Below are 12,567 nucleotides of genomic sequence, written 5' to 3' on the forward strand. Positions count from 1 at the left end.
ATTGACGCTAGCGTGGTGGCACCTTTTGTACACGCGGGAGCTCGGAGCACCGGGCTGAGAGGGCGCTGACCTCCGTCCCAGCGATGTTTCACGTGGAACGTCACTTCAAGCGAGTGACGTTCCCCACGAAACGTCGGCGGACGGAAACCGCTGCGTCGACCGCCGAACCTGTTACCGGGTAATGCCGGCGTAGGGAGTAGGTCTCATGACCATCAAGGACGCGCGCACGCCTGCCTCCGAGCAGAACGACCAGCTCGACACGGAGGCCGGGAAGTCCATCGGCTGGCACAAGGCGTACATCGAGGGCTCGCGCCCCGATCTGCGGGTGCCGGTCCGCCAGGTGCACCTCACCAACGGGCAGTCGGTCACGCTGTACGACACCTCGGGCCCGTACACCGATCCGCTCGCCGAGACGGACGTCCGCCGGGGCCTGGTGCCGCTGCGGGAGAATTGGATCATCGCTCGCGGGGACACCGAGGAGTACGCGGGCCGGCCCGTGCGCCCCGAGGACGACGGGATCAAGCACACCTCACCTCGGGGCGGCCTCCGTAACCTGGACGCGGTCTTTCCGGGACGTGCCCGCCAGCCTCGCCGTAGCCGCGACGGCAAGGCGGTCACACAGCTCGCCTACGCCCGCCGCGGCGAGATCACGCCCGAGATGGAGTACGTGGCCATCCGGGAGAACGTTTCTCCCGAGGTCGTGCGGGAGGAGATCGCGGCGGGCCGTGCGGTGCTGCCGGCGAACGTCAACCACCCGGAGATCGAGCCGATGATCATCGGCAAGCGGTTCCTGGTGAAGGTCAACGCCAACATCGGCAATTCCGCGGTGACCTCCTCCATCGAGGAGGAGGTCGAGAAGATGACCTGGGCGACCCGCTGGGGTGCCGACACGGTCATGGACCTGTCCACCGGCCGCAACATCCACACCACCCGCGAGTGGGTGCTGCGCAACTCCCCGGTCCCCATCGGGACGGTGCCGCTCTACCAGGCGCTGGAGAAGGTCGACGGCCGCGCCGAGGAGCTGACCTGGGAGATCTACAAGGACACGGTCATCGAACAGGCCGAGCAGGGCGTGGACTACATGACGGTCCACGCGGGCGTACGCCTGCCGTACGTACCACTGACGGCCAACCGCAAGACGGGCATCGTCTCGCGTGGCGGCTCGATCATGGCGGCGTGGTGCCTGGCGCACCACAAGGAGTCGTTCCTGTACGAGAACTTCGAGGAACTGTGCGAGATCCTCGCCGCCTACGACGTCACGTACTCGCTGGGCGACGGCCTCAGGCCCGGTTCGATCGCGGACGCCAACGACGAGGCCCAGTTCGCGGAGTTGCGCACGCTCGGGGAACTCAACCGGATCGCGAAGCGTTTCAACGTACAGACCATGATCGAGGGCCCGGGACACGTTCCGATGCACAAGATCAAGGAGAACATCGACCTTCAGCAGGAGATCTGCGATGAAGCTCCGTTCTATACGCTCGGCCCGCTGACCACCGACGTCGCGCCGGCCTACGACCACATCACCTCCGGCATCGGCGCCGCGATGATCGCCTGGTGGGGCACCGCGATGCTCTGCTACGTCACGCCCAAGGAGCACCTGGGCCTGCCCAACCGGGACGACGTCAAGACGGGTGTCATCACCTACAAGATCGCGGCCCACGCGGCCGACCTCGCCAAGGGACACCCGGGCGCCCAGGAGTGGGACGACGCCCTCTCCGACGCCCGCTTCGAGTTCCGCTGGGAGGACCAGTTCAACCTGGCCCTCGACCCCGACACGGCCCGGGAGTTCCACGACGAGACCCTCCCGGCCGAGCCGGCCAAGACGGCTCACTTCTGCTCCATGTGCGGGCCGAAGTTCTGCTCGATGAAGATCTCTCAGGACATCCGCCGCCGTCACGGCGGCAGTCAGGAGGAGATCGAGGAGGGCATGGCCCAGAAGTCGAAGGAGTTCGCGGCGAGCGGTAATCGCGTGTACCTGCCGCTGGCGGACTGACGTCCGTAGATTGGCGCTGTTCCGGAGGGAGGGTGCCTTCGGGGCAGCGCCATCGTGCGTTCGGGGATGAGATGAGGGGGAGTCTTGATCGTTCTGAAGGTGACGGCTGAAGCACAGTCGCTGGTGTGGGACGGCGATGATCTGGTCGACCTGGTGGATGGTGGCCGCCGATGGGGTACTGACGGAGTGGAGCAGAGTGCCTCGGTCCGCTATGCGTTTTCCTTCGACCGGAGCGTCGTCTCCCCGTCCGGCCGCTACTCCGTCGTCTATGCCGAGCGTGGTACCAAGGCACTGCTGTTCGACGGTGATCAGCTCATCCGTGAGCTGAACCGCAGCTACTACCAAGCTGAAGTTTTCGACTATCCGGTGGCACTCGGGACGTTGCAGGACGGCCGCGAGGTTCTGGTCCACTGCCCGGAGGAGTACAACATCCTCGAGATCGAGGACGCGGAGTCGGGAGAGTGGCTCACCAGTGGTGAACGTGATCCGAAGGACGTGTTCCACTCGCGGCTGGCGGTGAGCCCGGACGGGAGACACCTGCTGTCGGCGGGCTGGGTGTGGCATCCGTACGGGGTCGTCGAAGTCTTCGACCTGGCCAGTGCGTTGACGGACCCTTCCGTGCTCGATGGCCGTGGCGTGCTGCCCTCGGCCCCGGGCATCGACGCGGAGGTCGTCTCGGCCTGCTGGCTCGACGGTGACCGCCTGGCCGTGGCGACCGATGGCGAGTTTCTCGACGACGAGGAGAGGCCTGCCCTGGGTCCTAGGGAGTTGGGCGTGTGGTCGCTCTCCGCAGGGCGGTGGATCCACCGCAGCAGGGTCGATTTCAGCATCGGCACTCTGCTCGCCCGTGGCGACACGGTCGTCTCGCTGCACGGGCATCCGCGGCTGATCGATGTCACGACAGGTGCCGTGGTGGCGGAATGGCCGACTGTGAAGGTGCCTCGGAGAGAGGGCAGCTACGGGGTCACGCACATTCCGACGCCCGTTGCGGCCCTGCACCCGGATGGCACCCGCCTGGCCATAGCCCAGCCGGAGAGCATCGCGATCATCACTCTGCCGGAAAGGAAGCAATCACCACTGCCCCCGCAGGACTGAAACCCGCGCGCGGCTGAACGGACGTCTCCTGAGCAGGTTGCTGAAGGGACGCTCCAGAAGGCGAAGGAGTTCGCGGCCAGCAGCCGGGTCTCCCTGCCGACAGCCGACTGACGAGGGGAGACGGTGCTCCACGGTGTGGCGCCCCTGGAGCACCGTCTGCTGCTCACTGCCGTTGAGCGTTCTGCAGGCGCTCAACTTGCTTTGCGATGAGATCAGGTGGGAAGGCTGCCCGCTTGTCGATCTCCATCGCGCTGAACACTGCGATGACGCTGCCCACACGGACCACCACGTGATCGTCGTGGCGGACACTGCCGTCGTTCGTCGGAGACGTGAGGCTGTAGCGCACGGCCTCGTCCCCGACGCGAGGTGAGCTCTCGACTGCCAGTTCCGATCGGTACTTGCCGGTGTAGCCGGTCCCCGTAAAGGTTCTGCACGCCTTGAGACCCTCGCCAAGTCGGTTGAAGGCGGCTTGTGCTTCCGTCCCCTTGTACGAGGCGAGGGTCGATCCGCCGGGGAAGATGTTGTCCTTCCAATTGAAGGTCTGATGCACGGCAGAGGACGCGCCGTCGGCGTCGGCGATGTCCAAGACCTGCTCGCATGCCGGGTCCGAGACAGGAGGTAACGTCGAGCGGTCGGTCTCCGGCTCACGATCGAGGACGGGGATCGCACCCTCGTAGGCCTGGGGCACCTCACCCTCCCGGAAGGTGAGGGTCCTGAGCTCGCTCACGCTCAACAAGCGCCCAGTCCTCGGGACGGAGGCATGCGCCTGCGGAGACGTTGCAGAGGTACTCGGCTCCCGGTCCGCACCGCAGGCGCTCACGCACACTGATCCAGCCAGCAGTGCGCCGAACATGAAGACGCTCGGTGTTCTCGGCAGTGACTTCCTCGTTGGCATGTACCCCCCAGAGCCGTAAATGAGGGGCAGATACTACGTGGTGCGCCGCTTCAGCCAGTCGCCGGCTTCGAGGTACAGCCGTGCCAGACGGGGCAGGCGCCGATGCATCTCGTCCGCGTCGTCGAAGTCGAAGTCTTCCCCCATGTCCGCTGCGTCGGAGTTCTGCTTGTCCGTCGGCCGGTATTCGGCCCAGGCCTCGTAGAAGGAGTCGGGGTTACCTGTGAGGCGGGTAAAAGCCCCGCTGGCCGCGTAGTTAACGTCCTCGTAGAACAGTGCTTCGTCGTCGTGTTCGCTCGCGGCTTCGATGACAGCGGGGTGCCCGGCGAGGCTGTCCGGACTCAGCGCAACGCGCTCGTACCAGTCCCGCCCCAGCGCGATCACGCCTGCTCGAAAGTCCATGAAGCTGTCGTCGGAGCAGCCGCCGCCCATGAGATACGCCGCCGCCCAGACATCCCACCGGTACAGAGCGTCGTGTACCTCGTCGAATCGCTCGGCGTACTCCAGGATCTCTTTCGGAGGGCACCCGGTCAGGAGGTCCACCAGAGCGTCGTCGAAGCGCACCCGGGAGACGGCGGCCGAAGATCGCGCGGATTCGATGATGTTCCAGAACCGATCAATGTTCATGGGGCCGGACTGTGCCATCTCGGTATGACAGTGGCCGAGGTCCGGCTGAGCTTCTCTGGGGCGTCTCCTGAGGAGATCGCGGAGGGCACGGCCCAGAAGGCGAAGGAGTTCGGGGTGCGGCGGCCAACCGGGTCCATCCGCCGATCGCCGACTCACGTAAGCCGATCGCCGACCGACGCAGGCGGGTCTTCGGCTTGCGCTCCCCGTGGTGGGGGCGCAAGCCGAGGGGCTGTGCCGGGTGTCATTCCGGCTGGTGTTCCGGCCCCCCGAAGTCCGGGCTGGTGTAGTCCGGGCTGGTGAAGCTCGGGCGGGCACCGGAGGCTCCCTCGTCCGGACTGCTGAAGCCCGGGCGGTCGTAGCCGAGGCTGGGCATCCGGCTGGTCGGGGCGGGCGGTGCCGTGTGGTGCAGTGCGGCGGTGCCGGGGTCGGCCAGGGCGTCCCTGAGGAAGGGGAGGAGGCCGCGTTCCAGCAGGGCCTCGCGCCAGGCGTCCCTGGCCCGTGCCACCTCCTCGCTCAGTTCGCCGTACCCGGCGTCCGGCGAAGGGCGGTTGTGCAGCGCGGTGATCAGCAGGCCGACTGCGGCGACGAGGATCGCGGCCGCGGTCAGGGCGCCGAACACCCATCCGATGGTGATCATGGCGTGGGCGAACGCCGGCGGGGGGCTGAGCATCTGGAGGATGTAGCCCACGAGCAGGAAGATCGCCGCGGCGATTCCGGCGAGAACGGGCGTCAGGACGGCGGCGACGGCGACGGCGCCCGCACCGGCGGTCTCGGCGACCTCTCCCATGGTGGTGGCGAGCCCCATCGCACCCGTGCCCGAATCGGCGGGGCCGGGTTCGTGCACGGACGACAGGGTGGACGGCGTCGCGGGGCGGCGCTGTTCCTCGCGGACCTTCACGTAGTGCTGGTACTCGGTCGCCGCAGCCGCGGTGATGAGTGCGGTGGCGTTGAGCGCCATGGTGCGCAACTGTTCGGGATTCAGCCGCTGTCCGACCGCGGCCAGTTCGGGACGGTGTGGTGCGGAGCGCAGCGCCTCATCGAGGATCCGCTCGTACTCCTGGCGGTCCTCGCTGTGCAGGTGCTGCGGAACGCTGTTCATGTGCATCCCCCGATGCTCCGTAGGGCTTGGGGCTCGCATGCCAACGAGCCGTCGGGCAGAAACGGAGGGGAGCCTGCTACGGATAAGCAGATGGTAGAGCGGTCACGGCACACGGTGACAGGGGGTTTCCAGAAATTGGCCCCTGGCCTGCGCGGTCGACGGTCGGTCCGTCCCGGGGGAACGTCTGCCCCGTGAAGGTTCAGATATCCAGAGGCAGTTGCTGGACCAGCAGTTTTCCGGCCATGGTCACGCCGCCGTCCATCGCGATGGCCAGTCCGTCGGCGTAGACGTGCGGTCCCTCGACCACCGGACCCGATTCCTCCTTGTCGTCCTCGGAGCCCACTTCGCCGAGCAGATAGGGGATCGGGCTGTGGCCGTGGACGATGCGGGTGCCGCCGTACGTGTCGAGCAGGGAGCGCACATGGTCGGCGCCGCCTTCGTCGCGGAAGGAGAAGCGCTTGGTGAACTTGCGGAACAGGTCCCACACCTCGTCCGCGTCGTTGCGCGTGATCGTCTCGCGGACGGTGTCGTTGACCGCCTCGATCGAGTCGCCGTAGTCGAGATAGGCGGTGGTGTCGGAGTGGACGAGGAGATGACCGTCGACCTCCTCGACCGCGTCGAGGCGGGACATCCACTGGAGGTGGTGGTCCTGGAGGCGGTCCATGTCGGTCTTCTGCCCGCCGTTGAGCAGCCAGGCCGCCTGGAAGGTGGCGGTGCCCGCGCCGGAGTTGACGGGGGTGTCACCGAAGCGCTTGGCGCCGATCAGCAGCAGCTCGTGGTTGCCCATGAGGGCCTTGCAGTAGCCGCCCGCCGCGGCGGCCTCCGCGGACAACCGCATCACCAGGTCGATCACGCCGATGCCGTCGGGACCGCGGTCGGTGAAGTCGCCGAGGAACCACAGCCGGGCGGTGCCCGCGCACCAGTTGCCCGCGGCGTCGACCAGGCCCTTCTCGTGGAGTGCGGCCATCAGTTCGTCGAGGTAGCCGTGGACGTCGCCGACGACGAACAGCGGACCGGGCCCCTCCTCCGGCTGTGCGGCGGGGTCGGCGGCCGCCTGGAGTCCGTCACCGTGGTCGATGACCGGCAGGTCCTGCTCGGTGGGGGTGTACCCCTCCGGGTAGGCCTCCTCATGGGCCGGGACGACGTCTCCGGGGTGCGTGCTGTGGCCGTACGGACCGGTCTCGTTGACGTACGCGGGCACCCGGAAGTCGCGCAGCACCGCCGTGCGCTCCACCTCGGGTCCCTGACCGGCCCCCTGAGTCATCAGACCCCTCCACCATCGCGCCGCATCTGCACCGCTTCGGACTGCCTGGTCGCAGCGGCCCCGCGGTGTCGTGGGCCCATCATAGGAATGCGGATCGCGCCATGTGATGACCCAGGGGTGGTGAATCGGAGCAAGACTCCTGTTCACCGCGGCATTCGCCCCGATTGGGCCGGGCTTCGACCCCCGCCCGGCCATTTCCCGGCTACTCCTCCTCGGGCGACCGCGGTGGGCTGACCGTGGTGCGCGGGGCGCGCCGCTGGGAGGAGGTGCGCACGATCAGCTCCGTCGGTATCACCTGCTCGACCGGTTGGTCCGATTCGACCCCTTCGATGGCGTCGATCAGGAGCTGGATCACGGCCGTGCCGATGCGGCGGGGCTTGAGGGAGAGCGTGGTGACGGGCGGCTCGGTGCTGGCGTACACGGTGGACTCGCTGCAGCAGACGATGAGCAGGTCGTCCGGGACGCGCAGCCCGTAGCGGCGGGCGGCGGCCAGCAGGTCGGTGCCGTTCGGGTCGAACAGGCCGTAGACGGCGTCGGGCCGGTCCGGGCGGGCGAGCAGCCGGTCGGCGGCGACGGCGCCCGCGCACGGGTCGTGCGCGGGGTAGGCCTCGTAGACCGGGTCTTGTCCCACCCGCTCGCACCAGCGCAGGTACGCGGTGGTCGACAGATGGGTGTACGTGTCCGTCGTGGTCCCGGTCAGCAGGCCGATGCGGCGGGCGCCGGCGTCGGCCAGGTGGTCGAGGATGCCGAGGACGGCGGCCTCGTGGTCGTTGTCGACCCAGGCGGTGACCGGGAGCGCGCCGGCCGGGCGGCCGTCGGAGACCACCGGCAGGCCCTGCCGGACCAGTTCGCTGACGACCGGGTCCTGGTCGGACGGGTCGATGACCACCGTGCCGTCCAGGGCGACGTTCGACCACACGTCGTGGCGGGAGGTCGCCGGCAGGATGACGAGGGCGTAACCGCGGGCGAGCGCGGCGGAGGTGGCGGCCCGCGCCATCTCGGCGAAGTACGCGAACTCGGTGAAGGTGAAAGGTTCATCCCCGTACGTCGTCACGGTCAGGCCGATGAGCCCCGACTTGCCGGTACGGAGGGTTCTGGCCGCGGCCGAGGGCCGGTAGCCCAGTCGGTCGGCGACCTCCCTGACATGGCGGCGGGTGGCGTCCGGGAGCCTGCCCTTGCCGTTCAGGGCGTCGGAGACGGTCGTGATGGAGACTCCGGCGGCGGCGGCCACGTCTCTGATGCCCGCCCGGCCCGGCCGACTGCCTCGACGTGAGGTTTCCGCGCGGCTCACCTGGTGCTTCCCTGCTGCTGTCATGGCGAGCCGATAGTAGGGCTCATGCGGTGGGGTAGGGCGGACGCATATGCACGCGTTGACAGGCACGTTTCTGCAAGGTCATCTGATGCCAACTGCCTTTGAAACAAAGCCAGTTAAACGATCCAATGGCACTACGTAACTTGTCGGCACGCATGAGCCTGCCAAGCCCCCGATGTTTCGAAGAGGTCTCAACTCACCTTCACGGGTGACGCGCGCTACGGCGCGAGCCACCGGCGCATAGATATATGTGACCGCGCCCCCTGTTTCGTCTGGCTTCGTACGGTGATGCCCCTGATGCCTGTGAGCCGATGAGGTTGGTTCTCACCTGTACGCACCGGGGCCCAATCCTCATAAGGTGAGCAGTATTGGAAGCCGGCTGCCGGAGTCGGCCGCCATACATGTGTCGGTGGTCATGGGTCGGTGGTCATGAGGAGGACTGCGGTGAGCGAGACAAGCCCCAAGCTGCGCGCCGAGCTGGAGGGTATTCCCACGTACAAGCCGGGCAAGCCCGCCGCCGCCGGCGGTCCGGTGGCCTACAAGCTGTCCTCCAACGAGAACCCCTATCCGCCGCTGCCGGGTGTGCTGGAGACCGTCACGGCAGCGGTCTCCTCCTTCAACCGCTACCCGGACATGGCCTGCACGGGCCTGATGAACGAGTTGTCCGAGCGCTTCGGTGTCCCGCTCTCCCACCTGGCCACCGGCACCGGCTCGGTCGGTGTCGCCCAGCAGTTGGTCCAGGCGACCTCGGGGCCGGGCGACGAGGTGATCTACGCGTGGCGGTCCTTCGAGGCGTACCCGATCATCACGCAGATCAGCGGCGCCACCTCGGTGAAGGTGCCGCTGACGGCGGGTGATGTGCACGACCTGGACGCGATGGCCGACGCGATCACCGAGCGGACCCGGCTGATCTTCGTGTGCAACCCCAACAACCCGACGGGCACGGTCGTGAAGCGGGCCGAGCTGGAACGGTTCCTCGACCGGGTGCCCAGTGATGTGCTGGTGGTGCTGGACGAGGCCTACCGCGAGTTCATCCGTGACCCCGAGGTGCCGGACGGCGTGGAGCTGTACCGCACGCGCCCGAACGTCTGCGTGCTGCGCACCTTCTCCAAGGCGTACGGCCTGGCGGGGCTCAGGGTCGGCTTCGCGATCGCCCACGAGCCGGTGGCCGCGGCGCTGCGCAAGACGGCGGTGCCCTTCGGGGTGAGCCAGCTCGCGCAGGAGGCCGCGATCGCCTCGCTGCGGGCCGAGGACGAGCTCCTGGGCCGGGTCGGCTCGCTGGTCTGCGAGCGCAACCGGGTGGTGGAGGGGCTGCGGGCCCAGGGCTGGACGGTGCCCGAGACACAGGCCAACTTCGTCTGGCTGCGGCTGGGGGAGCGCACGGTCGACTTCGCCGCCGCGTGCGAGCAGCACGGTGTGGTCGTACGGCCCTTCGCGGGCGAGGGTGTGCGCGTGACCGTCGGCGAGGCCGAGGCGAACGACATCTTCCTGAAGGCGGCGGAAGGCTTCCGCAAGGAGCTGTAGCTCACACCGGCCTGGCGTCTCCGCAGGTCACGGCAGTTCGGCAGGGGGTCCCCGAAGGTGATCGGGGACCCCCCTTCGTTTATCGAAAGCAGGTACGGCATACTAGCTTGTGAATGTGAACGCTTTCACAAGCGGACGCTTCGCACGCATTTGTTCCACAAGCCTGTGAGGTAAGGAGCGGCGACGTGGACCTGGCTCTGGCGCCGGAGACCCTGGCGCGCTGGCAGTTCGGCATCACCACCGTCTACCACTTCCTGTTCGTCCCCCTGACGATCTCCCTGGCCGCCCTCACGGCGGGCCTCCAGACCGCCTGGGTGCGCACGGAGAACGAGAAGTACCTGAGGGCCACCAAGTTCTGGGGCAAGCTCTTCCTGATCAACATCGCGATGGGTGTGGTCACCGGCATCGTGCAGGAGTTCCAGTTCGGGATGAACTGGTCCGACTACTCGCGCTTCGTCGGCGACGTCTTCGGCGCCCCGCTCGCCTTCGAGGCCCTGATCGCCTTCTTCTTCGAGTCGACCTTCATCGGCCTGTGGATCTTCGGCTGGGACAAGCTGCCCAAGAAGATCCACCTGGCCTGCATCTGGATGGTCTCGATCGGCACGATCCTGTCGGCGTACTTCATCCTCGCGGCCAACTCGTGGATGCAGCACCCGGTCGGCTACCGGATCAACAAGACGAGGGGCCGCGCCGAGCTCACCGACTTCTGGGCGGTGCTGACCCAGAACACCACGCTCGCCCAGGTCTTCCACACCATGTCGGCCACTTTCCTGACCGGCGGCGCCTTCATGGTCGGCATCGCGGCCTTCCACCTCTTCCGCAAGAAGCACATCCCCGTGATGAAGACCTCGCTGCGCCTCGGCCTGGTCACCGTGGTCATCGCCGGCATGCTCACCGCGATCAGCGGTGACACCCTCGGCAAGGTCATGTTCAAGCAGCAGCCCATGAAGATGGCGGCCGCCGAGGCCCTGTGGGACGGCCAGGACTCGGCACCCTTCTCGATCTTCGCCTACGGTGACGTCGAGAAGGGCCACAACACCGTGGCCATCGAGATCCCGGGCCTGCTGTCCTTCCTCGCCGACGACGACTTCACCTCGTTCGTCCCCGGCATCAACGACGTCAACAAGGCCGAGCAGCAGAAGTACGGGCCGGGCGACTACCGGCCCAACATCCCCGTCACCTTCTGGGCCTTCCGCTGGATGATCGGCTTCGGCATGGCGTCCTTCGCCATCGGTCTCGCCGGACTCTGGTTGACCCGCAAGAAGTTCATGCTTCCCCAGCACCTGAGGGTCGCCGACGACGAGGTGCCGCACCTGGTCCTCTTCAAGAACAAGGCCCTCAGCCCCAAGCTCGGCAGGCTCTACTGGCTCGTGGCGATCTGGACCCTGGGCTTCCCCCTGATCGCCAACTCCTGGGGCTGGATCTTCACCGAGATGGGCCGCCAGCCCTGGGTCGTCTACGGCGTCCTGCAGACCCGGCACGCGGTCTCCCCCGGCGTCTCGCAGGCCGAGGTCCTCATCTCGATGCTCGTCTTCACGACCCTGTACGCCATCCTCGCCGTCGTCGAGGTCAAGCTGCTCGTGAAGTACGTCAAGGCCGGCCCGCCCGAGCTCACCGAGGCCGACCTCAACCCGCCCACGAAGATCGGCGGCGACACGAGTGACGCCGACAAGCCGATGGCCTTCTCGTACTAGGCCGAGGGAGATCGAGTCATGGAACTTCACGACGTCTGGTTCGTGCTCATCGCCGTCCTGTGGACCGGCTACTTCTTCCTGGAGGGCTTCGACTTCGGAGTCGGTGTCCTCACCAAGCTGCTCGCCCGCGACCGGGCCGAGAAGCGCGTCCTGATCAACACCATCGGCCCCGTCTGGGACGGCAACGAGGTGTGGCTGCTGACGGCGGGCGGCGCGACCTTCGCCGCCTTCCCCGACTGGTACGCCACCCTCTTCTCCGGCTTCTACCTGCCGCTGCTGGTCATCCTGGTCTGCCTGATCGTCCGGGGTGTCGCCTTCGAGTACCGGGCCAAGCGGCCCGAGGAGAACTGGCAGCGCAACTGGGAGACCGCGATCTTCTGGACCTCGCTCATCCCCGCGTTCCTGTGGGGCGTGGCCTTCGGCAACATCGTGCACGGCGTGAAGATCGACCAGCACTTCGAGTACGTCGGTTCCCTCTGGGACCTGTTCAACCCGTACGCCCTGCTCGGCGGACTGGTGACACTGACCCTGTTCACCTTCCACGGAACGGTGTTCACGGCCCTGAAGACCGTCGGGGAGATCCGGGAGCGGGCGCGGAAGCTGGCCACCCGGGTCGGTCTCGTCACGGCCGCGCTGGCGCTGATCTTCCTGCTCTGGACGCAGATCGACAGCGGTGACGCCAAGAGCCTGGTCGCGCTGGTGGTGGCCGTGGCCGCGCTGGTCGCCGCCCTGGTGGCCAACCAGGCCGGCCGGGAGGGCTGGTCGTTCGCGCTGTCGGGCATCACCATCGTGGCCGCCGTGGCCATGCTCTTCCTGACGCTCTTCCCGAACGTCATGCCGTCCTCGCTCGACGCGGACTGGAGCCTGACGGTCACCAACGCCTCGTCGAGCCCGTACACCCTGAAGATCATGACCTGGTGCGCGGGGATCGCCACGCCGATCGTCCTGCTCTACCAGGGCTGGACCTACTGGGTGTTCCGCAAGCGGATCGGCACGCAGCACATCGCCGAACCTGTGCACTGAGCCCGATATGGGGCATGTTTCACGTGAAACATGCCCCTTGAGAA

10 protein-coding genes and 1 riboswitch are annotated in these 12,567 nt (G+C 67.3%); of the genes, 5 read left to right on the forward strand and 5 right to left on the reverse strand.

What is annotated here, in order from left to right; genetic code table 11:
- Positions 1-23 precede the first annotated feature (23 nt).
- Positions 24-213: riboswitch (TPP riboswitch) on the forward strand.
- Together thiC and ABZ098_RS25505 are read left to right on the forward strand one after the other, a co-directional pair.
- Positions 206-1,993: a phosphomethylpyrimidine synthase ThiC gene (gene thiC / locus ABZ098_RS25500; RefSeq protein ID WP_356594797.1), complete on the forward strand. Its 1,788-nt coding sequence runs from the start codon at positions 206-208 to the stop codon at positions 1,991-1,993. (Overlaps the previous riboswitch by 8 nt.)
- 84 nt (positions 1,994-2,077) lie before the next feature.
- The gene (locus ABZ098_RS25505) at positions 2,078-3,088 is read left to right on the forward strand and encodes a hypothetical protein (protein WP_356594798.1); all 1,011 of its coding nucleotides are present in this window, start codon (positions 2,078-2,080) and stop codon (positions 3,086-3,088) included.
- A gap of 163 nt (positions 3,089-3,251) precedes the next feature.
- Here ABZ098_RS25505 and ABZ098_RS25510 read toward each other — a convergent pair whose 3' ends face one another.
- The 5 genes from ABZ098_RS25510 to ABZ098_RS25530 all read right to left on the reverse strand — a co-directional run bounded on the left by ABZ098_RS25510 (position 3,252) and on the right by ABZ098_RS25530 (position 8,285).
- Positions 3,252-3,815, reverse strand: coding sequence for a hypothetical protein (locus tag ABZ098_RS25510; RefSeq protein WP_356594800.1), 564 nt, complete (start codon positions 3,813-3,815; stop codon positions 3,252-3,254).
- A gap of 201 nt (positions 3,816-4,016) precedes the next feature.
- The gene (locus tag ABZ098_RS25515; RefSeq protein ID WP_356594802.1) at positions 4,017-4,607 is read right to left on the reverse strand and encodes a DUF4240 domain-containing protein; all 591 of its coding nucleotides are present in this window, start codon (positions 4,605-4,607) and stop codon (positions 4,017-4,019) included.
- A 241-nt stretch (positions 4,608-4,848) separates the two neighbouring features.
- Entirely contained in the window at positions 4,849-5,712 is an 864-nt protein-coding gene (locus tag ABZ098_RS25520; RefSeq protein ID WP_356594804.1) for a hypothetical protein, read from the reverse strand.
- A gap of 193 nt (positions 5,713-5,905) precedes the next feature.
- Complete coding sequence (locus tag ABZ098_RS25525; protein WP_356594806.1) at positions 5,906-6,970, reverse strand: metallophosphoesterase; 1,065 nt, start codon at positions 6,968-6,970, stop codon at positions 5,906-5,908.
- Between the two features lie 202 nt (positions 6,971-7,172).
- Positions 7,173-8,285, reverse strand: coding sequence for a LacI family DNA-binding transcriptional regulator (locus ABZ098_RS25530; RefSeq protein WP_078959685.1), 1,113 nt, complete (start codon positions 8,283-8,285; stop codon positions 7,173-7,175).
- Between the two features lie 441 nt (positions 8,286-8,726).
- On the opposite strand from ABZ098_RS25530, the gene hisC reads away from it, so the two are divergent.
- The 3 genes from hisC (at position 8,727) to cydB (ending at position 12,523) form a co-directional block, all read left to right on the forward strand.
- Positions 8,727-9,806 carry a histidinol-phosphate transaminase gene (hisC, locus tag ABZ098_RS25535; protein WP_356594808.1) on the forward strand — a complete coding sequence of 360 codons (1,080 nt, stop codon included), beginning with the start codon at positions 8,727-8,729 and terminating at the stop codon, positions 9,804-9,806.
- A gap of 185 nt (positions 9,807-9,991) precedes the next feature.
- A complete protein-coding gene (locus ABZ098_RS25540; RefSeq protein WP_356594810.1) occupies positions 9,992-11,500 on the forward strand; it encodes a cytochrome ubiquinol oxidase subunit I in 1,509 nt (502 codons plus the stop codon).
- Between the two features lie 18 nt (positions 11,501-11,518).
- Positions 11,519-12,523 carry a cytochrome d ubiquinol oxidase subunit II gene (gene cydB / locus ABZ098_RS25545; protein WP_356594812.1) on the forward strand — a complete coding sequence of 335 codons (1,005 nt, stop codon included), beginning with the start codon at positions 11,519-11,521 and terminating at the stop codon, positions 12,521-12,523.
- The last annotated feature ends 44 nt before the right edge of the window (positions 12,524-12,567 follow it).

It is taken from the genome of Streptomyces sp. NPDC006335 (assembly GCF_040612795.1).
GTDB lineage: Bacteria > Actinomycetota > Actinomycetes > Streptomycetales > Streptomycetaceae > Streptomyces.

Excerpts from the sequence above, each read along its gene's own strand:
- thiC (WP_356594797.1), top strand. The coding sequence starts at position 206 with ATGACCATCAAGGACGCGCGCACGCCTGCCTCCGAGCAGAACGACCAG.
- ABZ098_RS25515 (WP_356594802.1), bottom strand. The coding sequence starts at position 4,607 with ATGAACATTGATCGGTTCTGGAACATCATCGAATCCGCGCGATCTTCG.
- ABZ098_RS25520 (WP_356594804.1), bottom strand. The coding sequence starts at position 5,712 with ATGCACATGAACAGCGTTCCGCAGCACCTGCACAGCGAGGACCGCCAG.
- ABZ098_RS25525 (WP_356594806.1), bottom strand. The coding sequence starts at position 6,970 with ATGACTCAGGGGGCCGGTCAGGGACCCGAGGTGGAGCGCACGGCGGTG.
- ABZ098_RS25530 (WP_078959685.1), bottom strand. The coding sequence starts at position 8,285 with ATGACAGCAGCAGGGAAGCACCAGGTGAGCCGCGCGGAAACCTCACGT.
- cydB (WP_356594812.1), top strand. The coding sequence starts at position 11,519 with ATGGAACTTCACGACGTCTGGTTCGTGCTCATCGCCGTCCTGTGGACC.